This window comes from Cupriavidus sp. WKF15 (genome assembly GCF_029278605.1).
Classification (GTDB): Bacteria; Pseudomonadota; Gammaproteobacteria; order Burkholderiales; family Burkholderiaceae; genus Cupriavidus.
The window spans coordinates 1,092,021-1,118,361 of the sequence record NZ_CP119572.1 but is presented as its reverse complement, the minus strand read 5'-3'; the positions used below and the strand labels follow the sequence as shown (position 1 = coordinate 1,118,361).

28 protein-coding genes and 2 tRNA genes are annotated in these 26,341 nt (G+C 65.7%); 12 read left to right on the top strand and 18 right to left on the bottom strand.

Going from position 1 to position 26,341, the window contains the following annotated elements; genetic code table 11:
* The first annotated feature begins 43 nt into the window (after positions 1 to 43).
* The 5 genes from rnhA (at position 44) to CupriaWKF_RS05350 (ending at position 4,454) form a co-directional block, all read left to right on the top strand.
* A complete protein-coding gene (gene rnhA, locus CupriaWKF_RS05370; RefSeq protein WP_276099976.1) occupies positions 44 to 481 on the top strand; it encodes a ribonuclease HI in 438 nt (145 codons plus the stop codon).
* A gap of 31 nt (positions 482 to 512) precedes the next feature.
* Positions 513 to 1,226 carry a DNA polymerase III subunit epsilon gene (gene dnaQ, locus CupriaWKF_RS05365; RefSeq protein WP_276099975.1) on the top strand — a complete coding sequence of 238 codons (714 nt, stop codon included), beginning with the start codon at positions 513 to 515 and terminating at the stop codon, positions 1,224 to 1,226.
* 133 nt (positions 1,227 to 1,359) lie between these two features.
* Positions 1,360 to 1,434: transfer RNA gene (locus tag CupriaWKF_RS05360), tRNA-Val, on the top strand.
* Positions 1,435 to 1,614: 180 nt separating this feature from the next.
* Positions 1,615 to 2,274: a hypothetical protein gene (locus CupriaWKF_RS05355; RefSeq protein ID WP_276099974.1), complete on the top strand. Its 660-nt coding sequence runs from the start codon at positions 1,615 to 1,617 to the stop codon at positions 2,272 to 2,274.
* A gap of 206 nt (positions 2,275 to 2,480) precedes the next feature.
* Positions 2,481 to 4,454, top strand: a complete 1,974-nt coding sequence (locus CupriaWKF_RS05350) for a diguanylate cyclase (RefSeq protein WP_276099973.1) — start codon at positions 2,481 to 2,483, stop codon at positions 4,452 to 4,454.
* 54 nt (positions 4,455 to 4,508) lie between these two features.
* Here the strand turns inward: CupriaWKF_RS05350 and CupriaWKF_RS05345 are convergent, their stop codons facing one another.
* The 6 genes from CupriaWKF_RS05345 to CupriaWKF_RS05320 form a co-directional block, all read right to left on the bottom strand.
* The gene (locus tag CupriaWKF_RS05345; protein ID WP_276100674.1) at positions 4,509 to 6,224 is read right to left on the bottom strand and encodes an ABC transporter substrate-binding protein; all 1,716 of its coding nucleotides are present in this window, start codon (positions 6,222 to 6,224) and stop codon (positions 4,509 to 4,511) included.
* Positions 6,225 to 6,347: 123 nt separating this feature from the next.
* Positions 6,348 to 6,656 (bottom strand): DUF2160 domain-containing protein, encoded by a 309-nt coding sequence (locus tag CupriaWKF_RS05340; protein WP_276099972.1) that lies wholly within the window; start codon positions 6,654 to 6,656, stop codon positions 6,348 to 6,350.
* 22 nt (positions 6,657 to 6,678) lie between these two features.
* The gene (locus CupriaWKF_RS05335; protein ID WP_276099971.1) at positions 6,679 to 7,524 is read right to left on the bottom strand and encodes a carbohydrate ABC transporter permease; all 846 of its coding nucleotides are present in this window, start codon (positions 7,522 to 7,524) and stop codon (positions 6,679 to 6,681) included.
* A complete protein-coding gene (locus CupriaWKF_RS05330) occupies positions 7,517 to 8,401 on the bottom strand; it encodes a sugar ABC transporter permease (protein WP_276099970.1) in 885 nt (294 codons plus the stop codon). Before CupriaWKF_RS05330 ends, CupriaWKF_RS05335 begins: the two co-directional genes overlap by 8 nt.
* Positions 8,398 to 9,516, bottom strand: a complete 1,119-nt coding sequence (locus CupriaWKF_RS05325; protein WP_276099969.1) for an ABC transporter ATP-binding protein — start codon at positions 9,514 to 9,516, stop codon at positions 8,398 to 8,400. The genes CupriaWKF_RS05330 and CupriaWKF_RS05325 overlap by 4 nt, the downstream gene beginning before the upstream one ends.
* Before the next feature lies 1 nt (position 9,517).
* Positions 9,518 to 10,639, bottom strand: coding sequence for an ABC transporter ATP-binding protein (locus tag CupriaWKF_RS05320; protein WP_276099968.1), 1,122 nt, complete (start codon positions 10,637 to 10,639; stop codon positions 9,518 to 9,520).
* A 162-nt stretch (positions 10,640 to 10,801) separates the two neighbouring features.
* Between CupriaWKF_RS05320 and CupriaWKF_RS05315 the strand changes: the two genes are divergently transcribed.
* A complete protein-coding gene (locus CupriaWKF_RS05315; protein ID WP_276099967.1) occupies positions 10,802 to 11,572 on the top strand; it encodes a DeoR/GlpR family DNA-binding transcription regulator in 771 nt (256 codons plus the stop codon).
* A gap of 79 nt (positions 11,573 to 11,651) precedes the next feature.
* Here CupriaWKF_RS05315 and purU read toward each other — a convergent pair whose 3' ends face one another.
* Together purU and CupriaWKF_RS05305 are read right to left on the bottom strand one after the other, a co-directional pair.
* On the bottom strand, positions 11,652 to 12,518 hold the full coding sequence (gene purU / locus CupriaWKF_RS05310) for a formyltetrahydrofolate deformylase (protein WP_276099966.1): 867 nt from the start codon (positions 12,516 to 12,518) through the stop codon (positions 11,652 to 11,654).
* Positions 12,519 to 12,587: 69 nt separating this feature from the next.
* On the bottom strand, positions 12,588 to 13,430 hold the full coding sequence (locus tag CupriaWKF_RS05305) for an NUDIX hydrolase family protein (RefSeq protein ID WP_276099965.1): 843 nt from the start codon (positions 13,428 to 13,430) through the stop codon (positions 12,588 to 12,590).
* A 56-nt stretch (positions 13,431 to 13,486) separates the two neighbouring features.
* Between CupriaWKF_RS05305 and glpK the strand changes: the two genes are divergently transcribed.
* The 3 genes from glpK (at position 13,487) to CupriaWKF_RS05290 (ending at position 17,266) form a co-directional block, all read left to right on the top strand.
* Positions 13,487 to 15,037: a glycerol kinase GlpK gene (gene glpK / locus CupriaWKF_RS05300; RefSeq protein WP_276099964.1), complete on the top strand. Its 1,551-nt coding sequence runs from the start codon at positions 13,487 to 13,489 to the stop codon at positions 15,035 to 15,037.
* A gap of 39 nt (positions 15,038 to 15,076) precedes the next feature.
* Positions 15,077 to 16,681, top strand: a complete 1,605-nt coding sequence (locus tag CupriaWKF_RS05295; RefSeq protein ID WP_276099963.1) for a glycerol-3-phosphate dehydrogenase/oxidase — start codon at positions 15,077 to 15,079, stop codon at positions 16,679 to 16,681.
* Between the two features lie 192 nt (positions 16,682 to 16,873).
* On the top strand, positions 16,874 to 17,266 hold the full coding sequence (locus CupriaWKF_RS05290) for a hypothetical protein (protein WP_276099962.1): 393 nt from the start codon (positions 16,874 to 16,876) through the stop codon (positions 17,264 to 17,266).
* A gap of 41 nt (positions 17,267 to 17,307) precedes the next feature.
* On the opposite strand, the gene CupriaWKF_RS05285 is transcribed toward CupriaWKF_RS05290, so the two are convergent.
* The 4 genes from CupriaWKF_RS05285 to CupriaWKF_RS05270 all read right to left on the bottom strand — a co-directional run bounded on the left by CupriaWKF_RS05285 (position 17,308) and on the right by CupriaWKF_RS05270 (position 18,917).
* The gene (locus tag CupriaWKF_RS05285; protein WP_276099961.1) at positions 17,308 to 17,535 is read right to left on the bottom strand and encodes a hypothetical protein; all 228 of its coding nucleotides are present in this window, start codon (positions 17,533 to 17,535) and stop codon (positions 17,308 to 17,310) included.
* Positions 17,536 to 17,673: 138 nt separating this feature from the next.
* Positions 17,674 to 18,069 carry a YXWGXW repeat-containing protein gene (locus tag CupriaWKF_RS05280; RefSeq protein WP_276099960.1) on the bottom strand — a complete coding sequence of 132 codons (396 nt, stop codon included), beginning with the start codon at positions 18,067 to 18,069 and terminating at the stop codon, positions 17,674 to 17,676.
* A 101-nt stretch (positions 18,070 to 18,170) separates the two neighbouring features.
* The gene (locus CupriaWKF_RS05275) at positions 18,171 to 18,374 is read right to left on the bottom strand and encodes a hypothetical protein (protein ID WP_276099959.1); all 204 of its coding nucleotides are present in this window, start codon (positions 18,372 to 18,374) and stop codon (positions 18,171 to 18,173) included.
* Positions 18,375 to 18,455: 81 nt separating this feature from the next.
* On the bottom strand, positions 18,456 to 18,917 hold the full coding sequence (locus CupriaWKF_RS05270) for a DUF4149 domain-containing protein (RefSeq protein ID WP_276100673.1): 462 nt from the start codon (positions 18,915 to 18,917) through the stop codon (positions 18,456 to 18,458).
* Positions 18,918 to 19,183: 266 nt separating this feature from the next.
* Here CupriaWKF_RS05270 and CupriaWKF_RS05265 point away from each other — a divergent pair, with 266 nt between their 5' ends.
* Both CupriaWKF_RS05265 and CupriaWKF_RS05260 read left to right on the top strand, forming a co-directional pair.
* A complete protein-coding gene (locus CupriaWKF_RS05265) occupies positions 19,184 to 19,771 on the top strand; it encodes a YfiR family protein (RefSeq protein WP_276099958.1) in 588 nt (195 codons plus the stop codon).
* Positions 19,768 to 21,042 carry a diguanylate cyclase gene (locus CupriaWKF_RS05260; protein ID WP_276099957.1) on the top strand — a complete coding sequence of 425 codons (1,275 nt, stop codon included), beginning with the start codon at positions 19,768 to 19,770 and terminating at the stop codon, positions 21,040 to 21,042. The genes CupriaWKF_RS05265 and CupriaWKF_RS05260 overlap by 4 nt, the downstream gene beginning before the upstream one ends.
* Positions 21,043 to 21,085: 43 nt before the next feature.
* On the opposite strand, the gene CupriaWKF_RS05255 is transcribed toward CupriaWKF_RS05260, so the two are convergent.
* Both CupriaWKF_RS05255 and CupriaWKF_RS05250 read right to left on the bottom strand, forming a co-directional pair.
* Positions 21,086 to 21,361, bottom strand: a complete 276-nt coding sequence (locus CupriaWKF_RS05255) for a hypothetical protein (RefSeq protein WP_276100671.1) — start codon at positions 21,359 to 21,361, stop codon at positions 21,086 to 21,088.
* Between the two features lie 54 nt (positions 21,362 to 21,415).
* The gene (locus CupriaWKF_RS05250) at positions 21,416 to 22,264 is read right to left on the bottom strand and encodes a D-amino acid aminotransferase (RefSeq protein WP_276099956.1); all 849 of its coding nucleotides are present in this window, start codon (positions 22,262 to 22,264) and stop codon (positions 21,416 to 21,418) included.
* A gap of 488 nt (positions 22,265 to 22,752) precedes the next feature.
* On the opposite strand from CupriaWKF_RS05250, the gene CupriaWKF_RS05245 reads away from it, so the two are divergent.
* Positions 22,753 to 23,037, top strand: a complete 285-nt coding sequence (locus CupriaWKF_RS05245; RefSeq protein ID WP_276099955.1) for a hypothetical protein — start codon at positions 22,753 to 22,755, stop codon at positions 23,035 to 23,037.
* Positions 23,038 to 23,074: 37 nt separating this feature from the next.
* On the opposite strand, the gene CupriaWKF_RS05240 is transcribed toward CupriaWKF_RS05245, so the two are convergent.
* The 4 genes from CupriaWKF_RS05240 to CupriaWKF_RS05225 all read right to left on the bottom strand — a co-directional run bounded on the left by CupriaWKF_RS05240 (position 23,075) and on the right by CupriaWKF_RS05225 (position 26,331).
* Entirely contained in the window at positions 23,075 to 23,317 is a 243-nt protein-coding gene (locus CupriaWKF_RS05240; protein ID WP_276099954.1) for a hypothetical protein, read from the bottom strand.
* A 331-nt stretch (positions 23,318 to 23,648) separates the two neighbouring features.
* On the bottom strand, positions 23,649 to 23,939 hold the full coding sequence (locus CupriaWKF_RS05235) for a hypothetical protein (RefSeq protein ID WP_276099953.1): 291 nt from the start codon (positions 23,937 to 23,939) through the stop codon (positions 23,649 to 23,651).
* Between the two features lie 189 nt (positions 23,940 to 24,128).
* Positions 24,129 to 24,219: transfer RNA gene (locus CupriaWKF_RS05230), tRNA-Ser, on the bottom strand.
* Positions 24,220 to 24,279: 60 nt separating this feature from the next.
* Positions 24,280 to 26,331, bottom strand: a complete 2,052-nt coding sequence (locus CupriaWKF_RS05225; RefSeq protein ID WP_276099952.1) for a VC_2705 family sodium/solute symporter — start codon at positions 26,329 to 26,331, stop codon at positions 24,280 to 24,282.
* Positions 26,332 to 26,341: the final 10 nt, after the last annotated feature.

The window sequence follows — 26,341 nt, the reverse complement described above, 5'->3', positions numbered from 1 at the left end:
CAACCCTGCGGCGGCCCAAGCGGGCTGCCCTGACGAACGACTCATGCAAGAAGTTACGATCTATTCCGATGGCGCCTGCAAGGGCAATCCCGGCCGTGGCGGCTGGGGCGCGGTGCTGGTCGCCGGCACCAGCGAGAAGGAGCTGTTCGGCGGCGAAGCCAACACCACCAACAACCGCATGGAGATGACCGCGGTCATCGAAGCGCTGCGCGCGCTCAAGCGCCCTTGCATCGTGCGCGTCTACACCGACTCGCAATATGTGCAGAAGGGCATCAGCGAATGGCTGCCCGGCTGGAAGGCACGCGGCTGGAAGACCGCCGACAAGAAGCCGGTGAAGAACGCCGACCTGTGGCAGGTCCTCGACGGGCTGGTGCAGCGGCACCAGATCAGCTGGCACTGGGTACGCGGCCACAATGGCCACCCGGGCAATGAACGCGCCGACGCGCTGGCCAACCGCGGCGTCGAATCGCTCAGCGGCTGAGCCGGCCCGAGCGTCCGCTAGAATGCCCGCCATGCGACAAATCGTTCTCGACACCGAAACCACCGGCCTGAATGCCGCCAGCGGCGACCGCCTGATTGAAATCGGGTGTGTCGAACTGGTCAACCGGCGACTCACCGGCCGCCACCTGCACTTCTATGTCAACCCCGAGCGCGACATCGACGAAGGCGCCGTCGCCGTCCACGGCATCACCATCGAATTCCTGGCCGACAAACCGAAGTTCGCCGAGGTTGTCAACGAGGTTCGCGACTTCGTGCAGGACGCCGAGCTGATCATCCACAACGCCCAGTTCGACCTTGGCTTCCTGGACATGGAGTTCCGCCTGCTGGGACTGCCGCCGTTCCGCAGCCACGTCGGCAGCGTGATCGATACCCTGCTCGAGGCGCGCCAGATGTTCCCTGGCAAGCGCAATTCACTCGATGCGCTGTGCGACCGGCTCGGCGTGAGCAACGCCCACCGCACGCTGCACGGCGCCCTGCTCGATGCCGAACTGCTGGCCGAGGTCTACCTGGCCATGACGCGCGGCCAGAACTCGCTGGTCATCGACATGCTGGACGGCGCGGAAACCACGGATGGCTCCGTCACGGCCATAGACCTGTCCAGCATCGTCCTGCCCGTCTTGCGCGCCAGCGAAGCCGAGGCAGCCGCACACCTCGGTGTGCTCAAGCAGTTGGACAAGGCGAGCGGCGGCAAGACGGTATGGCAGGAATCTGCTGCTGCGACATGACCCTTGTGCGTCCGGCCCAGGAAAAAATCTGACGGAAGGGCTTTACAAGATACAAGAAGGTCTGCATAATCTCATTTCTCCGCTGCACGACGAAGTCAACGCCGTAGTCAACACGAAAGCGACGCAGCAGCTGGGGTGGTTAGCTCAGCGGTAGAGCACTGCCTTCACACGGCAGGGGTCACAGGTTCAATCCCTGTACCACCCACCAGATTCAGGAAAGCCAGCCTTGTGCTGGCTTTTTTCATTTCCGCGCTCCATTTCCGCACTCGCCTCGTACTCACGCCGGTTCCCGCAACGCCCCGGTACCGATTAAACGGTACCGTCTCATTCCGGCACGAACCCTGCGCCAATACGGTAGACCGCTCCACCATCGAGCAGGAGCGGGTTCATGCCGCAGTCGTCGCTTCGCCCTCCTTTGCAACCGATCCCCACGCAAGCGGTGTTCGCCTGGGCCGGACGCTACCCTGTGTCACCGGGCTGGTTCGAAATCCGCCCGGTCCGCGTTCCACGCGACGCCAGGCCCGTCTATGACGAAGACCTGGACTGCATCACCGGCTACCACCGCATTTTTGGCCCCACAGCCCTCACGTACGACCTGCTTGGCAGCTTCGTCAAGATCGACGAAGCGCACGAAGCCAGCCCGCGGCAGGTGGCCCCGCCCTACCTCGCCATCGGCGCCCTGTGGCAACCGGAAGCCTGCGGCATGACGCGCGCCGGCTTCCACGCCGAAGGCGCCGCACTCGACGCGCGCACCTGCGGCAAGCTGCGCGAGCGATTCATCCGACTGTCCCGCCTGCCGCTGCATTTCACCGCCGAGGCGCTGGCGGACATGCAACAGGCCGAGCGCTTCGTCCCACTGCATATCCTGCGGCTGGCGATGCGATGCGGCTGCCGTGAAGCCCCAACGGGCGACGCCGAAGCCGCCTCGGTGCGCTGTACCGTCGGCATCAGCCGCAAGCGGCAGCCCGCCTTGCTGGAACTGGCTGTCCGACTCTCCGACCGGGTCATTCTGCGCATCCGGCAATGGCCCGTTGGCACACCGCCATAACCGCGATACCGTCGCGCCGTTGCCACCAACACGCGCCAACGGAGTGCAGCCCGCACCACAATGCCGCGCCACTTATATCGACGGCTATGGCGATGATGGGCGCATCTGCTACCCTGAACGCCTGGTTCCGTACAAGAAGGGCGGGGTCGTCAGTCCAAATGCCCTGGGGCCGGAAACGGGTCAGTGCGCGGAAGAAGAAGCAAATCATGCGTCACTCAATCAAACTGCGGATGGCGGTCGCGACCGCCACGGTGGTTACGTTGATCATCGTGCTGCGGGCATTCGCTTCGCAGTACTACGCGTACTACAGCCTGAAAGACCAGCAGCAGAACCACCAGGACTCCCTGGTCAGGCTGGTCGCCGAACAGCTCGACGAAAAGATCGAGAACCGTGCCTCCGTCCTGCGCCACATCGCCCAGCAGCTGGCGCCCGCGCTGGGCAGCCGTCCGTCCGAACTCAAGCGCATCGCCACGCAGATGCCAGACCTGCCGGAGACCTTCAACGCCGTGTTCATGGCAGGCCCCAACGGGGCAATGATCTTCAGCACCGCGGTGCCGGAGGGCGTGCACATCAACCTGGGTGACCGCGACTATTTCCGCGCGATCGTCAATGGCGCACCATTTGCGGTTTCCGACCTGCTCCAGGGCAAGCTGACCAAGTCGCCCGGCGTGGTGCTCGCGGTTCCGCTGCATGGGCCGGGTGGCGAACTGCGCGCGGTGGTGGGCGGGGTCATCAACCTGTCGCTGGACAATTTCCTGCACGAACTGGCGCGCAGCCCTGCCGGCGTCACGGGCAGCTTCTGCCTTGTTTCCGCCGGCCCAAACCCGCGCTACGCCATGCACCCGGATCCTTCGAAGCTCCTGGCCTCGGCCAGGGCCATCGGCGAGACGTGCGGCGTCGACCAGCCCGAATCCTTCTGGGAGCCCATCCGCCCGCGCCAGCCGGTGATTGCGCGCTACCTGCTGGAATCCAACGGCTGGGAACTGGTATCCGTGCTGCCAGCCAAAGAGGCCTATGCACCGCTGTTCTCGGCGCGCCCTCGCGTGCTCGCCATTGCCGCGCTCTCGCTGGTGGTCGCAGCCGCGCTGATGTGGCTGGTGATGTGGCGGCTGCTCGCGCCGCTGCAGCGGTTGCACCGTGCCGTGCGCCGCGTCGCCACCAACCCGGCCGCCGCCGCGGAGTTGCCGGTGGGCCGCGAGGACGAGATCGGCGAGCTCTCCGCGACCTTCGCCGACGTCATGCGCCAGCTCTCCGAGCGCGAAGCCGCGCTGAAAACGGCCAAGGACCACGCCGCCGAGAGCGAAAAGCGCATCGAGGCCATTGCCAACCATGTGCCGGACTTTGTCTCGTTCATCGACATGAACGAGCGCTTTGTCTTCGTCAACCAGGCCTATGCGCGCCATTTCGGGCTGCCGGCACAGCAGATCATCGGCCTCTCGCTGCGCGAGCTGTGGGGCACGCAGGCCTATCTGGCCTCGCGCCCGCATCTGGAGCAAGCCTTTGCCGGCAAGGCCGTCAAGTTCACACGCGAAAGCCCGGACGGATCGGAATGCATGCAGTTCACTTGCCAGCCGGCCTGGAACGATGCACAGGACACCATCCTCGGGCTGCATCTGTTCGCGCGCAATGTCACCAGCGAGCGCCAGAAGCTGCGCAGCCTGGAAGCGCAGACCGTGTCCGACCACCTGACCGGGTTGCTCAACCGCAAGGGCTTCGACCGGCGTTTTGCCGAAGCCCTGGCACGCGCCGACGCCAGCGGGCAGGCGGCAGCGCTGCTGCTGGTCGACCTGGACGACTTCAAGGCCGTCAATGACGGCTACGGGCACGCCATTGGCGACCGCCTTCTGGTTGCCCTGGCCCAGCGCCTGACCTGCAGCGTACGCGAGGACGACGCCGTGGCCCGCATTGGCGGCGATGAGTTTGCGGTGATCCTGGAGAACGTCAACGATGTCCGGGCGGTCGAGCGTATCGCCAACACCATCGTGCAGACGGCGCTGGCGCCGGTCGTCATCGACGGGCAAGAGCACGCCGCCACCGTCAGCGTCGGCTCGGCCATTCACCGTCCCGGCGAAGGCATGTCCGTCAGCGAGCTGTTCATGCGGGCCGACATGGCTCTGTATGAAGCCAAGCGCCAAGGCAAGGCGCGCTATGCCGCGCCGCTGGAGGACACGCCAGCCTAGCCTGAAAGACGAAGGGCCTGCCACGCACCGTCAGGCAGGCCCCGGCTCAACGCCTCAGCGCACGCGCCCCTCCTTCCACGCTTGCAGCAGTTTGTCGTAAGAGATGGTCTCGCCCTTCGGCTTCTCGTTGTCGAGCTTCTTCCACGGCGCATGGTCGCTGGACAGCCACTTGGACGGATCGCCCTTGGCGTTAAGCTTGGGCGCGCAATTGCTCATGCCCGCGCGCTGCAGGCGCGCCATGACCTGGTCCATCTCTTCGGCAAGGTTGTCCATGGCGGCTTGCGGCGTCTTCTCGCCAGTCACCGCCGTGGCCACGTTCTTCCACCAGAGCTGCGCCAGCTTCGGATAGTCGGGCACGTTGGTACCCGTCGGCGTCCATGCCACGCGCGCCGGGCTGCGGTAGAACTCGATCAGCCCGCCGTATTTGGCCGCGTTCCTGGTCAGGTAGTCGTGATGAATGTCACTGTCGCGAATGAACGTGAGGCCCACCAGCGACTTCTTCAGCGACACCGTCTTGGCGGTCACGAACTGCGCGTAGAGCCATGCGGCGGCCAGCCGGTTGGGATCGGTGTTCTTGAAGAACGTCCACGAACCCACGTCCTGGTAGCCGTTCTGCATGCCCTGCTTCCAGTACGGGCCGTATGGCGATGGCGCCATGCGCCATTTGGGCGAACCGTCGGCGTTCACCACGGGCAGCCCCTTCTTGGTCATATCGGCGGTGAAGGCCGTGTACCAGAAAACCTGCTGCGCGACCTGGCCCTGCGCCGGCACCGGGCCCGCTTCCGAGAAAGTCATGCCCATGGCCTGCGGCGGCGCGAACTTCTTCATCCAGTCGATGTACTTGGTCAACGCGTAGACCGCCGCCGGGCTGTTGGTCGCACCGCCGCGCGACACCGAAGCGCCCACCGGCGTGCATTTGTCCTCGGCCACGCGAATACCCCACTCGTCGACCGGCATGCCATTGGGCAGGCCCTTGTCGGCCGTGCCGGCCATGGACAGCCAGGCATCGGTAAAGCGCCAGCCGAGCGACGGATCCTTCTTGCCGTAGTCCATGTGCCCATATACCTTCTTGCCGTCCAGCTCCTTCACGTCGTTGGTGAAGAAGTTGGCGATGTCCTCATACGCGGACCAGTTGGTCGGCACGCCCAGGTCATAGCCGTACCTGGCCTTGAACTTGTCCTGCAGATCCTTGCGCGCAAACCAGTCGGCGCGGAACCAGTACAGGTTGGCGAACTGCTGGTCGGGCAGCTGGTACAGCTTGCCGTCCGGCGCGGTGGTGAACTTGGTGCCGATGAAGTCCTTCACGTCGAGTCCGGGATTGGTCCATTCCTTGCCGGCGCCGGCCATATAGTCGGAGAGCGGCAGGATCGCGCCGTAGCGGTAGTGGGTGCCGATCAGATCGGAATCGGAAATCCACCCGTCATAGATCGACTTGCCCGACTGCATCGAGGTCTGCAGCTTCTCGACCACGTCGCCTTCCTGGATGATGTCGTGGTTGACCTTGATGCCGGTGATCTCCTCGAAGGCCTTGGCCAGCGTCTTGGACTCATACTCGTGCGTGGTGATGGTCTCCGACACCACGCTGATCTGCGTGATGCCCTTGGCCTTGAGCCTGGCGGCGGCATCGATGAACCACTTCATCTCGGCCTGCTGCTTGTCCTTGGACAGCGACGAGGGCTGGAACTCGTTGTCGATCCACTTCTTCGCCTCGGCCTCGCCCGCCCGGGCATGGCCGCATGCCAGCGCGGCCGCGCAGGCAAGGACCGTCATTGCTGACTTCACGTGCACGTTCATCAGTGTCTCCTCGAGAATCCCCTCCCCGTTTGCTGTCCGGGCGCGGCCCCGGGGAAGGGATAAGCCGCATGTCCCATGAAGGTTGAAGCGGGCCCGCTTTCAGCCCTTGCGCATGACCAGCAGCAAGACCAGCATCGACAGGCCGAAACTGATCCAGATGGACGGCTCCTCCGCCAGCGAGAACCATTGCATCAGGCTTTCGCCGAGCCCCACCCATGCCAGGTTGATCCAGGCGGCGCACATGAGCCCAATGAACAGCCGGTCGCCGCGGGTGGTGGCAATCGGCAGGAAGCCCTTGCGCTGCTCCGCCGGCGAGCGGACTTCCCACGCCGTCATGGCAACCAGCATGGCGACGATGCAGGCAAAGAACACGGCCACCGGCGTGGTCCAGACCATCCAGCTCAGCATGGCGATCTCCTCGCTCTTCGGACTAGACGCGGCCCATCGCGAAGCCCTTCGCGATGTAGTGGCGCACGAACCAGATCACGATGCCGCCCGGCACGATGGTCAGCACACCGGCCGCGGCCAGCACGCCCCAGTCCATGCCCGACGCCGACACCGTGCGCGTCATGGTGGCCACGATCGGCTTGGCGTTGACCGAGGTCAGCGTGCGCGCCAGCAGCAGCTCCACCCAGCTGAACATGAAGCAGAAGAACGCGGCCACGCCCACGCCGGCCTTGATCAGCGGCAGGAAGATGGTCAGGAAGAAGCGCGGGAACGAATACCCGTCCACGTAGGCGGTCTCGTCGATCTCGCGCGGCACGCCCGACATGAAGCCTTCCAGGATCCACACGGCCAGCGGCACGTTGAAGACCAGGTGCGCGAGCGCCACGCCAAGGTGCGTATCCATCAGGCCGATGGTGCTGTAGAGCTGGAAGAACGGCAGCAGGAACACCGCCGGAGGCGTCATGCGGTTGGTCAGCAGCCAGAAGAAGACATGCTTGTCGCCGATGAACTGATAGCGCGAGAACGCGTACGCCGCCGGCAGCGCCACCGTGATCGCAATCACCGTGTTCATGGCGACGTAGATCAGCGAGTTGATATAGCCCGAGTACCACGAGGCATCGGTGAAGATGGTCCGGTAATGTTCCAGCGTGAATGCCGCCGGCCACAGCGACAGCGTGGAGAGGATCTCCTCGTTGGTCTTGAACGACATGTTCACCATCCAGTAGATCGGCAGGATGGCGAACAGCAGGTAGGCCAGCAGGAACGTGGTGCGCCACGCCGTGGCGCGCTTGCGGGTATCAGAACGGGTATCAGGGCGCGTATCAGCCATGGGGCATGTCCTCGCTGCCGGCGGTGCCCGCGCGCTGCATCCAGTTATAGAGGATGAAGCACATGAGCAGGATGATCAGGAAATAGACGATCGAGAAGGCCGCGGCCGGTCCCAGGTCGAACTGGCCGACGGCTTTCTGCGTCAGGTACTGCGACAGAAAGGTGGTGGCGTTGCCCGGGCCGCCGCCGGTGAGCACGAAGGGTTCGGTGTAGATCATGAAGCTGTCCATGAAGCGCAGCAGGACCGCGATCATCAGCACGCCGCGCAGCTTCGGCAGCTGGATGTAGCGGAACACGGCGAAGCGGCTCGCGCCATCGATCTGCGCGGCCTGGTAGTAGGCGTCCGGGATGGCGCGCAGGCCGGCGTAGCAGAGCAGCGCCACCAGCGGTGTCCAGTGCCAGACATCCATGACCAGCACGGTCACCCAGGCATCGAAGGCGCTGCCGGTGTAGTTGTAGTCAAACCCTAGCGCGTCGAGCGCCGCACCGAGCAGGCCAATGTCGGTGCGCCCGAAGATCTGCCAGATCGTGCCGACCACATTCCAGGGGATGAGCAGCGACAGCGCAACGACAACCAGCACGGCCGATGACTTCCACCCTCTCGCAGGCATCGACAGCGCCAGCAGGATGCCAAGCGGTATCTCCACCACCAGCACCGCCAGCGAGAAGCCAAGCTGGCGCAGCAGCGCATCGTGCAGCTCGCCGTCGCGCAGCACGTTGCGGAACCACTCCGTGCCCACGAACACGCGCCGCTCGGGCGAGATGATGTCCTGCACCGAATAGTTGACGATGGTCATCAGCGGCAGGATGGCCGAGAACGCCACGCACAGCACGACTGGCAACACCAGCAGCCAGGCCTTCTGGTTGATGGGCTTCATGGCTGACTCCCTGGCACCAGCACTTCATTCACGTAGTAGCAGGTATGGCGGTTGAACACGGACAGCCACGCCGTATCGCCGGGGCGCAGCGCCGCGGCCTCGGGGCCAAGGCGCGCGCGCAGCGTGCCTGCCTGACTGCCAGCCTCCTGCACGGTGCCGGTCACCAGCCAGTAGGTGCCGATGTCCTGCGCGCGCTCCACGCGCACCGGCACGGCCTGCGTGTCCGCATTGCCGGCCAGGCGCAGGTACTCGGGCCGCACGCCGACGCGGAAACTGCCGGCGTCTTGCAGCGCGCCGGCCACCGCATCCGGCAGGGCCGGCAGATAGCGGCGCCCCGCCATGTCGACGGCACCGTCGCGCCAGCTTGCCGGCAGGAAATTCATGCCGGGCGAACCGATGAAGTTCCCGACAAAGGTATGCGCGGGCCGCTCGAACAGCGCGTCGGCCGAGCCGACCTGCACGGCCTTGCCACGCGACATCACCACGACCTGGTCGGCAAAGGTCAGCGCCTCGGTCTGGTCATGCGTCACGTAGACCAGCGTCAGCCGGAATTCATGATGGATCTCCTTGAGCTTGCGCCGCAGCTGCCATTTGAGCTGCGGATCGATCACGGTCAGCGGCTCGTCGAACAGGATCGCCGACACGTCCTGTCGCACCAGCCCGCGGCCCAGCGAGATCTTTTGCTTGGCGTCGGCCGCCAGCCCGCTCGCGCGCCGGTCGAGCGAGCCCGACAGGTCCAGCATCTCGGCCACGCGCCCTACCCGCTCGCGCACCTGCGCGGGCGGCACGCCGCGATTGCGCAGCGGGAAAGCCAGGTTCTCGCCGACGGTCATGGTGTCGTAGATCACCGGGAACTGGAACACCTGCGCGATATTGCGCGCCTGCGGCGAGTCGGCGGTCACGTCGCGGCCGTCGAACAGGATGCGTCCGTGCGACGGCCGCAGCAGCCCGGAAATGCAGTTCAGCAGCGTGGTCTTGCCGCAGCCGGACGGGCCCAGCAGCGCATAGGCGCCGCCATCCTCGAAGCTGAACCTGAGCGGCAGCAGCGCGTAGTCGTCGTCGGAGCGCGGGTTGGCGGCGTAGGCATGGGCCAGGTCCAGGTCGATGCGCGCCATGTCAGCCCCCTGCTACAGCGCCGGATGGCAGGATCCCGGCGGCCAGGGCGCCGGGCCGGCGCGGCGCGCAGATGCGCCGGCCGCTGTCATCGAACACATAGAGCTGCTCCGGCACCAGATGCAGTGTCAGTGGCGCGCCCAGCCGCAAGTCGAGCACGCCTGCGAACTGCGCGACCAGGTTGCCCACGGGCGTGTCGGCATGCACGAAGGTATCGGAACCGGACAGCTCGGCCAGCGCCACGCGGCCGGGCACCGGCACCGATCCCGGCGAACCCTCCAGACGCAGCGCCGCGGCGCGCACGCCGACGGTGACGGGGCCGCCGTGACGGCCGGCTTCGGGAACGGGCACGGAGATGACGTCTGACAGCGTGACCCGGCCGTCCTGCAACGACCCTTCGATCAGGTTCATGGGCGGATCGCTGAAGGCACGCGCCACGCGCAGCGAATCCGGATAGTGAAAGACTTCTGGCGTCGGGCCGTACTGCAGCAGTTCGCCGGCGTCGAGCACCGCGGTATATCCGCCCAGCAGCAGGGCCTCGGCCGGCTCGGTGGTGGCGTAGACGACGGTGGCCTCGCCCTGCGCGAACAGGTGGGTCAGCTCTTCGCGCAGTTCCTCGCGCAGCTTGTAGTCCAGGTTGACGAGCGGCTCGTCCAGCAGCATCAGCGGCGCGCCCTTGGCCAGCGCGCGAGCCAGCGCCACGCGCTGCTGCTGGCCACCCGACAGCTCGGCCGGGTAGCGGTCCAGCAGATGGTCGATATGCAGCCTGGCAGCCAGCGACCGCACCCGGGCAGCGATGTCATCCCGGTCTGCCTGGCGCCGCAGCCGCAGCGGCGACGCGATGTTGTCGAAGACACGCAGCGACGGGTAGTTGATGAACTGCTGGTACACCATCGAGACGTTGCGCGCGCGCACGGGCACTCCGGTCACGTCGGCGCCGTCCACCAGTACGCGGCCGGCGCTGGGGCGGTCCAGGCCCGCCATCACGCGCATCAGGGAAGTCTTGCCGGCTTGCGTAGCGCCAAGCAGTACCGTCACCGCGCCCGCCTCCGGCATCAGCGACATCGGGTATAGGCAGGCTTGCGAGCCCGCCTGCTGCGCAATGCCCTCGAGACTCAGCTGCATCCGATCTCCAATGTTCGAAATGCCCTTTGCATCACAGGAACCCAACGCGCGCCTGACGCGCACGATGCTTGGCTTTATGCTCGTTTTAGTAAATGAACGAACATAAAACAATAGTGCAGCGCATCATTTGTTTTCGTTTGTGTTTGAACTAGAATGCCTCGCATGACCCTCAATCCGCGCCAGACCGCCCTTCTCGAGGAAGTCCGCAGCCAGGGCTTTGCCTCCATCGACGCGCTCGCACGCAAGTTCGGCGTGACGCTGCAGACCGTCCGGCGCGACGTCAACCTGCTGGCGGAAAGCGGCATGCTGGCGCGCTTCCACGGCGGGGTACGGGTCGAGGGCTCGACCACGGAGAACATCGGCTACCGGCAGCGGCAGGTGCTCAACGCAGAAGGCAAGGTGCGCATTGCGCGCGCGGTGGCCAAGGCGGTGCCCGAAGGCTGCTCGCTGATCCTGAACATCGGCACCACGGTGGAAGAGATCGCCCGTGCGCTGATGCATCACCGCGGCCTGCGCGTGATCACCAACAATCTGAACGTGGCCGGCATCCTGGCCGACAATCCCGACTGCGAAGTCATCGTGGCCGGCGGCGTGCTGCGCTCGCGCGATCGCGGCATCGTCGGCGAAGCCACCGTGGAGTTCATCCGCCAGTTCAAGGTGGATATCGGGCTGATCGGCATTTCGGGGATCGAGGCCGACGGCACGTTGCGCGACTACGACTTCCGCGAGGTCAAGGTGGCACGGACCATCATGGAGCATGCGCGCGAGGTATGGCTGGCCGCGGACGCCAGCAAGTTCCACCGCCAGGCCATGGTGGAACTGGCGCACCTGTCGCAGGTGGACAGGCTGTTCACCGACCAGCCGCTGGCGGCCCCGTTCGGGCAGATCGTGGCGGACAGCGGAGTGAACTGTGTGGTGGCGGACCAGGACTGAAGCTGCCGCCAGGGCGGCGGCGCGCCCCGGTGTGCGCTGTCCGGCCGGCGCCATGCGCGCCGGCGGCAAGCCGCGGGGATTACTTGAACACGACCGTCTTGTGGCCGTTCAGCAGGATGCGGTGTTCGGCATGCCACTTGACCGCGCGGGCAAGCGCCACGCACTCGACGTCGCGGCCCACGGAGGTCAGCTGCTCCGGATCCATGCTGTGGTCGACGCGCGCGATTTCCTGCTCGATGATCGGGCCTTCGTCCAGGTCGGCCGTCACGTAGTGCGCGGTCGCGCCGATCAGCTTCACGCCGCGGTCATGAGCCTGGTAGTACGGCTTGGCGCCCTTGAAGCTCGGCAGGAACGAGTGGTGGATATTGATCGCGCGCCCGGCCAGCTTGCGGCACAGGTCGTCGGACAGCACCTGCATGTAGCGCGCCAGCACCACCAGGTCGATGTTCTGGTCGCGCACCACTTCAAACACGCGGGCTTCCTGCGCGGCCTTCTGCTCTGCCGACGCGTTCATCAGCGGCAGGTGGAAGAACGGCACGTCGTAGGACGCCGCCAGCTGGTAGAAGTCGCGGTGATTGGACACGATGGCCGCGATCTCGACCGGCAGCCCGCCCACCTTGGCGCGGAACAGCAGGTCGTTCAGGCAGTGCCCGATCTTCGACACCATGATCATCACGCGCGGCTTGGCCGCGGCGTCGAACAGTTCCCACTGCATGCCGAACTGGTCGCCCACCGGCGCGAACGCAGCCTTCAGCGTGTCCAGTCCCGGGCCGCCGGCCGGCGGGGTGAAATGCACGCGCATGAAGAAGCGGCCGGTGAATTCATCGCCGTACTGGTCGGAGTCGACGATATTGCAACCGTTCTGGAACAGCAGGCCCGATACGGAATGGACGATGCCCGGCTGGTCCGGGCACGAAAGAGTGAGAATGAATCCGGTGTTGCTCATCGTGAATTGTTCTGTCGGGTGCGTGCGGCAAGGGGCCGCGAGGGCGCAGGCGGGGCACGGGGCCCGGCGTCAGGCGGAATCGCCCGCGGATGCCAGCCAGCCGCGCCGGCGGAGGGCATCCAGCGTCACCAGTGTCGCATCGACCGTCATGGTGCCGGCCGACATGATAGCAAGCAATGCAGCGGGATCGATGCGACGGTGTTCGGCGACCTCGCCGTCCCGGTTGTGCGGAATGAAGTCGGCGGGCAGTTCCAGGTCATAGATATAGACGTGCTCCCACTGCACGCCTTCCGGAATCTCGCGCAGCACTTCGATGCGGCCATGGGCCTGTACACCACGCGCCAGCGCGGCCGGGATGCCCGATTCTTCCTCGCATTCGCGCACCAGCGTGGCCAGAGGGTCGCTGCCGTGCGGCATGCCGCCGGCCACCAGGTTGTCCCACATGCCGGGGTCGACCGCCTTGGCCTGGCTGCGCCGCGAGATCCAGAAATCCGGTTCGCCTCGGATCACGCCGTTCATGTGCGAGGCGAACGTGAGCAGGCCGAGGAAGCGCGCGGCGGCGCGCTCCACCACGGCCAGCGCCGGGGCGTCGAGTGCCGGCGTCACGGCGAACAGTTCATTGCGCCAGCCACGTACGTGGCCGGCGTCGGCAAGCTGCCTGGCCAGCGCCTCCAGCGCCGCGCTGCGCACCGCGAAGTCGCCACGGCCCGGCAGCAGGTCAACGCCGGGGCCGAGCGGCGTGTCCTCTTCAGGCCCCAGCAAGCAACCCATGCCGCGCAGGATCTCGGCATGATCGCGCGGCAGCCAGCCGACCTGCTGGCCCGACACCATCAGGCGCAGCTTGGTGGCGTAGTCAAAGGGGCTGCGCGCGGCAAGGGACGCGTCGATGGCGGCAAGGGTGTCGATAGGCATCGGCAGACGCAAGTTGAGGTTTCTCAGGGACTTCAGGGACTTCAGGGACGACAGGCATGAACCAGCAGACCACGCCCGCCGGGCAGCAGCAGTTCGTACTGGCGCTCGACCAGGGCACCAGCAGTTCGCGTGCCATCCTGTTCGATCACACCGGCAATCCGGTGCGGCTTGCCCAGCGCGAATTCCGCCAATATTACCCACATCCCGGCCACGTCGAGCACGACCCGTACGAAATCTGGCAGTCGCAGCTCGCGGTCGCGCACGAGGCCCTGAACGACGCCGGCATCTCCGCCTCGCAGTTGCGCGCCGTCGGCATCACCAACCAGCGCGAGACCACGGTGCTGTGGGACCGCAAGACCGGCGAGCCCGTGGGCCGCGCGCTGGTCTGGCAGGACCGCCGCACCGCGCCGATGTGCGAAGCGCTGCAGGATGCCGGCCATGAGCGGATGATCCGCGAGAAGACCGGGCTGGTCGTCGATGCCTACTTCTCCGGCACCAAGCTGCGCTGGATGCTCGACAACATCCCGGGCGCACGCGAACGCGCGCAGCGCGGCGAGCTGGCCTTCGGCACCGTGGACAGCTGGCTGATCTGGCAGCTCACCGACGGCGCGCGCCACGTGACCGACGTGTCCAACGCGTCGCGCACGATGCTGTTCAACATCCACACCTTCGAATGGGACGACGCACTGCTGGCGCTGCTCGACATCCCGCACAAGGTGCTGCCCGAGGTGGTGCCGTCGAGTGGCGAAGTCGCGCGCACGGCACCGCGCCTGTTTGGCGTGGAAGTGCCCATTGCCGGCATCGCGGGCGACCAGCAAGCCGCCACCTTCGGCCAGGCCTGCCTGTCGCCGGGCATGGCCAAGAACACCTATGGCACGGGCTGCTTCCTGCTGATGAACACCGGCCCGCAGCCGGTGGTCTCGCGCAACCGGCTGCTCACCACGATCGGCTGGCAGATTGACGGCCAGACGCAATACTGCCTGGAGGGCGGCGTCTTCATGGGCGGCGCCACCATCCAGTGGCTGCGTGACGGCCTGAAGATCATCGAAAGCGCCCCCGAGGTCGAGCCGCTGGCGCGCCAGTGCGACGACACCGGCGGCGTGGTACTGGTGCCGGCGTTTGCCGGGCTGGGCGCGCCCCACTGGGATGCGTTCGCGCGCGGCACGCTGGTCGGCATGACGCGAGGCACCGGCCGCCCGCAGATCGCGCGCGCCGCGCTGGAATCCATCGCGCTGCAGAGCGTGGACGTGCTCGAGGCCATGCAAAAGGATGCCGGCATCTCGCTGGCCGAACTGCGCGTCGATGGCGGCGCCTCGCGCAGCGACCTGCTGATGCAGATGCAGGCCGACCTGCTAGGCACGACCGTGGTGCGCCCGCGCGTCACGGAAACCACGGCATTGGGTGCCGCTTACCTGGCCGGGCTGGCCACCGGCTACTGGAGTGATCCGGGACAGATCGCCAGGCAATGGCAGGTGGAACGGCGCTTCGAGCCCAGGCTCTCGAGTGACGAACGCGCGCACCGGCTGAACCGCTGGCATCGCGCCGTCGACCGGGCCCGCGACTGGGCGCGCGAAGATGACGAGCCCACCGGCACCGCGAAGTCCTGATTGCAGCCGCGCCCGCCCTACCCCCCACCCGAACTTGTCATGCAGAAAGTCCCGACCCCGATCCAGCCACCGTCCCGCGCCGCCTTGCTCGCAAGTCTGGAACGGGAGCCCCGCTGGGACGTGATTGTCATCGGCGGCGGCGCCACCGGCCTGGGCACGGCCGTCGACGCGGCCTCGCGCGGGTACCGCACGCTGCTGGTGGAAGCCGCCGACTTTGCCAAGGGCACGTCGAGCAAGGCCACCAAGCTCGTGCATGGCGGCGTGCGCTACCTGGCGCAGGGCAATATCAGCCTGGTGCGCGAGGCCCTGCATGAGCGCGGACTGCTGGCCCGCAATGCCCCGCACCTGGTCTGGCCGCTCGGCTTTGTCGTGCCGGCCTACCAGCTCTTCGACCAGCCGTTCTATGGCATCGGCCTGAAACTCTATGACATGCTGGCCGGCAGCCTGAACCTGGACGGGAGCCGCTGGCTGAGCCACCGCGAGGTGCTGGCCGCCGCGCCGACACTGGCCGAGCACGTGGGCGGACGCCCGCTGCGCGGCGGCAACCTGTACTTCGACGGCCAGTTCGACGACGCCCGCCTGGCCATTGCGCTGATGCGCACGCTGTTCGACGTGGGCGGCACCGCCATCAACTACCTGCCGGTGACCGGCCTGTCGCAGCAGGGCGGCGTGGTCAATGGCGTGACGGTTCGCGATGCGCTCGGCGATGCCACCTTCCGCCTGCGCGCCGACTGCGTGGTCAACGCCACGGGAGTATGGGTAGACGCCGTGCGCCAGATGGAGGGCGGCCACGCCCGCACCATGGTCGCGCCCAGCCAGGGCGTGCACCTGACGCTGCCGCGCAGCTTCCTGCCGGGGGACCGGGCCGTCCTGATCCCGAAGACCGATGACGGCCGCGTGCTGTTCGTGGTGCCGTGGAACGGGCACACGATCGTCGGCACCACCGACACGCCGCGCCAGGACCTGCCGCTGGAACCCGATGCCAGCGCCGACGATGTCGACTTTATCCTGGATACCGCCTCGCGCTACCTGGCGCGGGACCCGAGCCGTGCCGACGTCACCAGCGTCTGGGCCGGCCTGCGGCCGCTGGTCAAGGCAACCGGCGAGGCATCGACCGCTTCGCTGTCGCGCGAGCACACCATCGTGGTGTCGCGCGCCGGGCTGATCACGGTCACAGGCGGGAAATGGACCACCTATCGCAAGATGGCGGAAGATGTCATCCAGACGGCGATCCAGCGCCAGATGCTGCGCGCCGCGCCGTGCGTGACGGCTGACCTTGCCCTGCATGGCGCCAGCGGCCTGCCCGCAGACCTGCCGGCGCCCAACTCGGTCTCGCCGGACCGTTACTATGGCAATGAGTTGCCGGCATTGCGGGCCCTGCCCGGCAACGAGAACTTCCTGGCGCCCACGGCGGGACTGACCGAGGCCCACGTGCGCTTTGCCGCGCGCCACGAACTCGCGCGACGTGTCGAGGACGTGCTGGCCCGGCGCAACCGGGCGCTCTTCCTGGATGCCCGCGCGGCCGTGGAGGCCGCGCCGCGCGTGGCAGCGATCCTGGCGCAAGAGCTCGGCCACGACGACGCCTGGCAGGCCGCCGAAGTGGCGAGCTTCCGCAAGCTCGCCGCCGGATATATGCTCGGCTGAGCCGGCCGGCTGCTGCCTTCCATACCAGACAGGACCACCGACATCGCCTTGCGCGACCTGGAGCAGACGGACAGGAATCCTCCCATGCCCGGCGGCTGTCGCGCCGTGCCATAGCGCGGCCTGTTATCGCCCCCCATTTGAGGCAATGGCATTCCGGGAGATAATGCGGGCCATTGCAATACGGAGAACACCATGGACGAGATTGAAGACCTGTCCGACCTGCCGATGCCACGCTTCATCTGGGGCTTCGCGATCGCCGCCGGCCGGGGCGGAGAGGTCCTGCACGACGAATTCGAGTACCTGACCCACACGCGCAGCCCGCGCTTCACGTGCCGCGTGGTCGAACTCGAGGACATGCCGGCCGACAGTGACGAAGGCGGCATCGACGGACGCATCGTCCACCCCGACGATCCGCGCCGCATGTTCTACATCACCGATGCCGGCATGGCACTGGTCAACTTTTCGCTGTTCGACAAGATGCCGGACCGCCAGAAGTTCAAGAAGATCTGCGACGAAGCGATCGCCAACTGGATGTTGCGCCGCGAATTCCTGGGAGATGAGGACGACGAGGGCGACGAAGAGTAAGGCCCGGGTGCAGCGCGGTCAGGCCTGCCGCCCGCGCTGCGCTAGACCGCTTCCCTTACCTCGATGAGATCCGCCGCCACGCGCTGGATCTCGGCATAGACGGGAATGGCATCGAGCGGGCCCGTACATCCCACGGCCGTTGCCTGGCTCGCATCGGCGCCCGGCGGCAGGAATACGAAGGCCATGCCGGGCCGCCAGCCCGGGTGGTTGCGCAAGCTGTCATTGAGGATGTCGAGATACTGAGCACGCGTGAAAACATGCTTTGCCATGGTCCGTCTCTCCGTGTCGGCTGCGGGCGGGCCAGATGGCCCGCAGGCGCTTCGCACTACCGGCGGGGATCGTAGCATGGCATGCCGCACGCCGGTCACCGTGAAGGCTGCCGGCTCAGCCTGACATCCGGCATTGCTTCAGCATTCGCCCTTCTTGGCGTGGCCCGGCGGGCAGTGATACCCCTTTGGCCCCTTGCCGCGGTGATCGTCCCAGCGGCCAGGTACCAGAACCCAGCCATCGCGCGACTGGATCCAGCGCGGAGACTCATAGACATAACCGGGCCGCTCATGCTCCCAGCGGCCCTGCTTCCACGCGTGCTTGTGATGATGATCGTCCCAGTCCCAGTAGCCCGGCATCCAGACATAGCCGGGGCGCGGCGCGGGCACGACCTCATAGACCGGCGCCGGCGGCGGCACGCCAATGGCAATGTTGACCGAGACCTGGGCCTGCGCCGGGAGGCCGGCGCCAAGTCCGCCGCAAACAAAGGCCGCAAGCAGGACCGCACGCGGCAGGACGCGAAAACGAGTCTTCATGGATACCCTATCTTGTAGATGTGGCCCAAGTCTAACTCCGAAGTGGGCACATCCATTGTAAGAAACGGTATCCCGGTGCGGACCCGAGACGGCGTGACGGACTAATGGTCCGCGACCATGGCTTTCAGTTCGGCATCGCCGGCGACTCGCGCCGCATCCGACGTGGTGAACGTATCGTCAGAGACAATGGTGCGCCGAATTTGCTGGGCATTGAAATCGACCAGTGAAATGATCCAGACATAGCGGCCCGCCTGGGGCGCCGTCTGCACGAAAGACTTCAGGCCGGAATGGGACTCGCTCGCCATGATCCACCTCCTTGCAATGCGTGTCTGAAAAGACTAGCACAGCATGGCGACAGTTCCCTGAACCCGTCACGGTCCAGTTCTTCAGCTGACAATGCGACCGAGCGTCGCCACCGCGACATTGAACAAACCCAGCACCAGATTGATACCAACCGCTTGCCGGATCCGGTTGAGCGCGGCGGCGGCGGCTGGCCATTCGCCAGCGTCCACATTGCGCCGCAAAGCGGGATAGGGCCCGAAGAAAACGAAGAGGAAGACCACGGCCATCACCACGCCGACGCCCGCCATCAGGTGCCAGTTCGGCGGTGCCGCGGCCATGCCGGCATGGGCCATCATGGCACCGCCGCTGAGCAGGATCAGCACCAGTGCCGCCCAGACCCATCGGAAGAAGCGGTCAAAGACTCCGCGCCAGAGGCGCAGGCGCGACGGTGGATCGAGTACCTGCCCCGCGACCGGGCGCAGGCACAGATAGGCGAAGAACATGCCGCCCACCCAGACGACGGCAGCGATCACATGCAGGAACAGTAGAAGCGGCAGGAAGGTCATCATGCGGTGTGGGGGGAATCGGCGCTGCGCACCAAAGCCTGCATTCTATGCGCCGCGCGCATTCACGCGCACAGGATGCCCGCAGGCCCGCTGACGATTCAGGATTGCGTCGATCCTGCCGATAACCGCCTCAGACAATGCCGGGAACCGCCCCCAACCTGCGTCCCGGCCCGATCAAAACGAGAACGCCATGGAACGCACTGCGTTCCATGCAAGAGCGGGCCCAGGACAACCCGATCAGGCCGTACGCACATTTCACCCACCTCATGGCTCGCGCCCCCGCCAGAATCCGCCCCAGGCGGAACCGAAGCCCCTTCCGCTACTGCCTGCGCCTGCTGGCGGCTACCGTGCTGGCTATCGTGCCAGCCGTATTGCCGCCGGGCGCGATCGCTCAACCCGCCCCGCAACGCGCCGACATGGTGGCGCGGGTCGTCTTCAGCCTGCTCGGCTACGCGCACTGGCCGGCCGAGCGGGAGTCGATTCGCCTCTGCGTGGACAATACCAGCCAGTATCCGGCCCGCCTGCTCGAAGGCGGGGCGCTGAGCAACGGCCGCCAGGTGCGCACGCGCGAAGTCGATGTCATGTCGGAACCGCTCGCGAGCCAGTGCGATGCGCTCTATCTTGGCACCATGACCGACGCCCGGCGCCAGCGCCTTGCCGCGGAACTGACGGGCCGGCCAGTGCTGGTCATCAGCGAAGAGGACTTCGAGTGTGAGGTTGGCAGCATGTTCTGCCTGAACATCCGCGAGAGCCAGGTGTCGTTCCGCGTAAATCTCGATTCGCTCGCCCGCAGCGGTGTCCATGTCCATCCGGCCGTGCTGCAACTGGGCCGGCGCCGGGGCGCATCGTCATGAAGCCTGGATCGCGGCTTGCCAATGGCCGGCAACGCCCTACCCTCTACGGTGCGCTGCGCCGCATCCACCTTGGCGTGGCGCTGCTGGCGGTCTGCACGGCGGGGCTCTCGCTGACCGCGCTGGGCCTCACGGCATTGCGGGTCTATGCCGACCACAACCTGCGGCTGGTGGCGCGCTCGATCGCCTATACGCTCGAAGCGCCCGTGGTGTTCCACGACAAGGCTGCCGCCAGCGAGACCCTGGCCCTGATTGCCGAGTCCGAAGATGTGTCGCGCGCCACGGTACTGGACCCGGATAACCGCGTCCTGGCGGACTGGCAGCGTCCGGGCCACGAACGCCGTGACGGCTTGCGGCACACCATCGGGGAACTGCTCAGTACTGGCGTGATCGAGCAGCCGATTCTGCATGACGCCAGGCCGGTCGGTATCCTGCGCATGACCGGCGACCCTTCCAATCTGCTGCACTTCCTGCTGCAGGGCGGGCTGGGCCTGCTCGCCTGTCTGCTGCTGACGGCGGTCAGCGCGCACTACATGTCGAGCCGCATGCTGGCGCAGATCGTCGAACCGCTGCGCAACCTGATGCGCGTGGCCCACGCCGTGCGTTCGGAGCGCGATTTTGCCCAGCGCACGCCACCCGCCCGCATCGAGGAGTTGAATGCGCTTGGCGACGACTTCAACGGCCTGCTCGACGAACTGGAAACCTGGCAACACCAGATGCAGCACGAGAACCGGTCGCTCGCTCATCGTGCCAGCCATGACTCGCTGACCGGCCTGCTCAACCGGTCAGCGTTCGAGGAATTGCTGGAACTCGCCGTACGCGCCGCGGCTGCAAGCACCGGCTATGCAGCCCTGCTCTATCTCGACAGTGATGACTTCAAGGGCATCAATGACCGCTTTGGCCATGCTGCCGGAGACGCCGTGCTGATAGCCCTGGCGCAACGCATCCGCGCAGGCGTGCGGGAGGGCGATGTAGTCGCCCGCCTGGGGGGCGACGAGTTCGCCGTGCTGACCACGTCCTTGCGCGCGCCCGCAGACGCCGTCCAGATCGCCGAGCAGGTCCTGCAACGGATCCCCGAGCCTGTCCATTTGCCCGATGGCACCTGCATCACCGCATCACTTAGCATTGGCATAGCCGTGTTCCCGGTGCATGCGCGGGGCAGCCAGGGGCTGCTGCACGCGGCCGACGCAGCCATGTACGGCGCCAAGCGCCGGTCTGGCGGGGCCTGGCAGAGTGCGGAGCCACGCCTGGAGACCATCCAGGACCAGTCATGACCCGTGCCTTCCACAGCGACACCGTGGAGCAGGCGTCCAGGGCTCAGCCGCCGAATGGATTCGGCGCGCGGTTCTCGATCGAGTCCGACAGATCGAACTCGTCGCGCACCTTGTCGACCACGGCGCGGATGCCGGCCTCGTAGCCGGTGCCCTTGCCGAAGCCCTTCATATCCCAGTTACGTCCGCGTGCATCACGCGGGTGCGGCTCAGGCATCGGCACGCGAATCCTGGCGCCATCCTCGCCGATTTCGTCGATCTGCTGCACTCGCCGGCTCACCTCGTCCTGCAAGGCGCGGCGGCCGCGCTCGCGCTTGGCCATGGCAATCTCCCGGAGCGGTTCGGCAGCCATGCTAGCACGTGCGTACCCGGCCGCTCAAAGCGAGGCCTTCGCAGCCTGATAGGCGTCGTAGAGCTTGCGGAATACCGGCCCGGGCACGCCGGTGCCGATAACCTGCCCGTCAATGGACACCACCGGCAGCAGCTCCTTGCTTGCCGACGACAGCAAGACCTCATCGGCGCCGAAGACCTCGTCACGCGAGATACGGCGCGCCTCCAGCGAGATATCGAACGTCTCGCAGAGTTCCTCCATCAGGCCGTAGCGGATGCCCTCCAGGATGAGGTTGTCCTTGGGCGGCGCCAATACCCGGCCTTTGCGCACCACCCACACATTGGACGACGAGGCTTCCGTGAGCCAGCCATCACGGAACTGGATAGCCTCGGTCACGCCATGCTCGGCAGCGTGTTCCGCAGCCAGCACATTGCCGAGCAGCGAGGTCGACTTGATCTGGCAATTCAGCCAGCGGCGGTCCTCCATCGTCACGCATGCTACGCCCTTTGCAACGGCCTCCGCCGACGGCAGCACCATTGGATTGGTCATGATCAGCACCGTCGGCGTGACCGCCTTGGGAAAGGCGTGCGCCCGCCGCGCCACGCCGCGCGTGACCTGGATGTACACCATCTGGTCGGAGAGTCCATTGGCTTCCACCACGCGTGCAATCAGCGCCAGCCATTCGGATTCGCTGTGCGGATCGGGAATGCCGATTGCTGCCAGACTGCGCGCAAGGCGCGCCAGGTGCTGGGCGCCGCGGAACGGCTTGCCGTGGTAGATCGGGATGACTTCGTAGATGCCATCGCCGAAGATGAAGCCGCGGTCCAGCACAGGGATGCGGGCTTCGGACAAGGGAGTCAATTCCCCATTGAGGTAGACGGTGGGTTCGGACATGGTGCGGGCGCGTTGGAAGGGATGTCCGATTCTTTCACAGTGCGAGACGGCAGCCTATGCAAATGGCGCATAAGGTGGCCAGGAAAAGCGAAAGCGATGAATGTCGTCCGCCCCTCGAATTCATAACAACGCGGCCAAAATCCTTCCTTTCTGAACAGGGACTCGCTGCGAAGACTTCCGATACAGTACTCCGCTACCCTGTTCAAGGAGACGGGCATACCTTCGCGAATTGTTCGCGTTTCGCCAGCTGCCTTGGGGTGGTCCATGCAATCAGCTGGCCTGCCCGCCCCGCTTCATTTCGCTACGCTGGATGCGGCTATTGCTGCTGGCTGGCACTACGCCAGGAAGGAGCACGCCGTGCTGGAAATATGCAGGGAGGGCGGGACGGTCCGGCTACGCAGCGCAGGGACGGAGGACGCGCCAGCAAGGACTTCACGGAATGAGAAAGCGACTCCTGGCGAGGATAGGCGCGACCTGAAGGTCATATCGTGAGCTCGATCACAGCCGTGCCCTGCTTGCTGTGCGGCGATCTTGCGCGACGTTGGCGTGACCGTCGCGATCAGCTCCATGGCGATTGCGTGTATCGCTGCGCACGCTGCGGCGGGCGCTTTTCCGTCACAGGCGACGCCTCTTCGGCAATCGGCAAGGGCCAGTGGAACACTGCGGAACTGATGGATGCAGTCAGGCAGCATATTGCCATGGGCGCACTGCCGCGCATCGAGAACATCGGCGGCATGCCGAGCGTGAGGCCGGTTGGCCGTCAGACGCCTTGACGCGCCTGGCCGTCGTTTGCAAACGGCGCCCGTCCCCTTAACCTGGATAGGTCATGTCATGCAAAATCAGCGCTCGATGCTTGACCAGATCGCTGAGGCTATCGCATAGCCTGGCACGGATTTGCTCGGCGCTATTGCTTTCAATGCCGTCCCGCTTGAGTTCCGCGATCCGTCGCTCCTGCGCGTGAATGCGCTGCCCCAGGCGCTCAATGGACCGTTCCGTGTCATCCAGCTCCTTGAGGTCCTCCTGGATGTTCCGAGGCGCCAATCGTGCTTGCATGATGGCCTCCTTGCAGATGCTGCCATGACTTGGTGATAGCTCTTGCGCGAGGCGTCCGGTATCGGAGGAAGTCCGACAAGGAACGGAGAGGTGTCGAGGCCAATAAAATCTGCGCGCAGAGAAAAGCCCCTCGGTGCGGGGGCCTCGAGGGGCTGAAGGACCTGTAGGCTGGAGGAGATCCGGCACCTACGTGAGGCCAGTCTACGTCGCGGGCAGGCTGGCCGCATCACCCACCCGGGTCAATCTTCACTGCGCGCGGGCAGGTTCGAATAGTCGAATAGTGAGCCTGCGCTGGCCGCCAACCTGGATCACCGGCCGTCAACGCATGCACTCACGAGCGCTTGCATTCGACCTTCTCCTCATAGTCACCGTTGTCTTTCCACTCGCGCTCGATCAGGCAGGGGCCTTCGCGGTACTTCTGCTTTTGCTCATAGCCAGGCGGACCGCCTTTGCATTTTCGCTTCTCCTTGTACTCGCCATCGCCCTTTTGCTTGCGCTCGACCTTGCACGGGCCGTCGCGAAATTTTTCCTTGTACTCGGTACTATCGGCGCGCGTCACTGGCGAGACCAGGAAGAAGCAGAGAAACAGGGTCAGGCCGGCTGTTCGGGATGTTCGGGACATTAGGCAGATGTGCGGCATCGGGGGCGCCAGAATAGCGAAAGCGGCTTTGGGCAGCTGTATCAAAGCGTTACGCCCCTCCTCGGAATTGCAATCGTGCAGGCAAACAAAAAGGGCTGGGGTCGATGACCCAAGCCCTTTTTATAACCCTGCCGTCAGCTGTCGCTAACCCGCAAAGCCTTACAGAATGTGTGGCGGAGAGAGGGGGATTCGAACCCCCGATAGGCTGTTAACCTATACACGCTTTCCAGGCGTGCGACTTAAACCACTCATCCATCTCTCCGGGAAGTCAGCGATTATAGCAGAGCCCGGCAACGCGTCCAGCGTTTCGTGATCTTCCGCCCTACCCCTTTCGCAAGTAGCTCACCAGGCGGTCGATCACAGGCGCGTTCCGTGGCGTGACCAGGCTGACCAGGATGGCCGCGGCAAAGCCCGCCGGAACGCCGAATGCCCCAGACGCAATCGGGTCCACGCCGAACCACCGGTCGCCGAAAATCCCGGTCATGCGGGTAAAGAACGGATAGTTGACGAATATGTAGTAGACCGAGATGCCAAGCCCCGCGGCCATGCCCGCTACCGCGCCGGCGGCGGTGGTGCGGCGCCAGAAGATGCCCAGCACCAGTACCGGGAAGAAGCTGGAGGCTGCCAGCGAGAAGGCAGCGCCGACCAGGAACAGGATATTGCCAGGACGCAGGGAGGTGACGTACGACGCGAACAGCGCTACCCCTAGCAGCACGATCTTGGCCGTGGTGACGCGCCGCTGGTGGCTCGCCTGGCGGTCGACCATGTGATAGAAAACGTCGTGCGACAGGGCATTGGCGATCGTCAGCAACAAGCCGTCCGCGGTGGACAGCGCGGCCGCCAGCGCGCCGGCGGCGATCAGCCCGGATATCACGTAAGGCAGCCCGGCAATCTCCGGCGCCGCCAGCACGATCATGTCGGGCTGCAGCAGGATTTCCGCCCATTGCACGATGCCGTCGCCATTGACATCGCGCAGGGCGAACACAGGCGGATCGACCTTGCGCCACTGCACGACCCACTGCGGCAGCTCGGCATAAGGCGTGCCGACCACATGCTGGAAGAACTCGTATTTGACCAATGCCGCCAGCGTGGGGGCTGATACGTATAGCAAGGCGATGCAGAGCACAGCCCACGCCACGGAGTTGCGCGTTTCCTTCACCGAGGGCGTGGTGTACAGGCGCGTGAGAATGTGCGGCAGGCTGGCAGTCCCCACCATCAGGCAGAACACCAGCAATACGAAGTTCAGCCGCTTGTTCCCGCGCTCGTGTTCCGAGGCCGAGGGATAGGGCTCGGTCGATGGCGTGGAAGGCTGGCTGCGCGCGAGCGCGTCTTCGCGCATCTGGTTCCACTGCTGCTTCGCGGCGGCCGCATCGGCGGGGAATTCGATGCGTTCACGTTCTACCGCCTTGATCTCCCGCAGCGGCGCATTGCGCCCGCGCAGGTCCCGAAGCCGCGCGTCGAGCGCGTCGCGCTCTTCGGCGAACGATTCCGGCAACCGCGCGATGCGGTCCTGCATCTGGATGGCCTGCTGCCGGTAGTACTCTCGTACTGCCTGCTCGGCCGGCTCGCGCTCGAGTTGCCGCTCGCGCTGGTCCAGCTGTGACAGCAGCGGGCCATAGCTCAGTTGCGGCACGACTTCCTGATGGTGCTTCCACGCAATCATCGAAACCGTGACGAGGAAGGCGACGATCATCATGATGTACTGCGCCACCTGGGTCCATGTCACGGCGCGCATGCCGCCCAGGAACGAGCAGACCAGGATGCCGGCCAGCCCGAAGAATATGCCGACCGCGAACTCCACGCCGATAAAGCGCGTGACCACGAGGCCTACGCCCTGGATCTGCGCGACAAGGTAGACAAACGAGCACAGCGATGCCGCCAGTACCGCGATGGCGCGCACCGGCAGATTGCCGCCCGGCTTGCCATTGCCGTAGCGCGCCGCCAGGAAATCGGGAATGGTATAACCCCCGTACTTGCGCAGATACGGCGCGAGCAGGAACGCGACCAGGCAATAGCCGCCGGTCCACCCCATCACGTAGGCCAGGCCTTCATAGCCGGACGCGAACAGGATGCCCGCCAGGCCGATGAAAGATGCCGCGCTCATCCAGTCGGCCGCGATCGCCATGCCGTTGAACATGGCGGGCACGCGCCGCGCGGCCACGTAGTATTCGTTGAGATCCGAGGTGCGGCAGATCAGGCCGATGCAGGCGTAGATCGCGATCGTGATAAAGAGAAAGACATAGCCGAGCCAGAGCGCATCGGCATTGGATTTCTCTAGCAGCCCCATCATGCCGACGAAGCCGAACAAACCCAGCGTGAACAGGCCGTAGTACAGCATCAGCCGGCGGCGGAAACGCGACTGGGCGTCGGGCATAGGCAGAGCG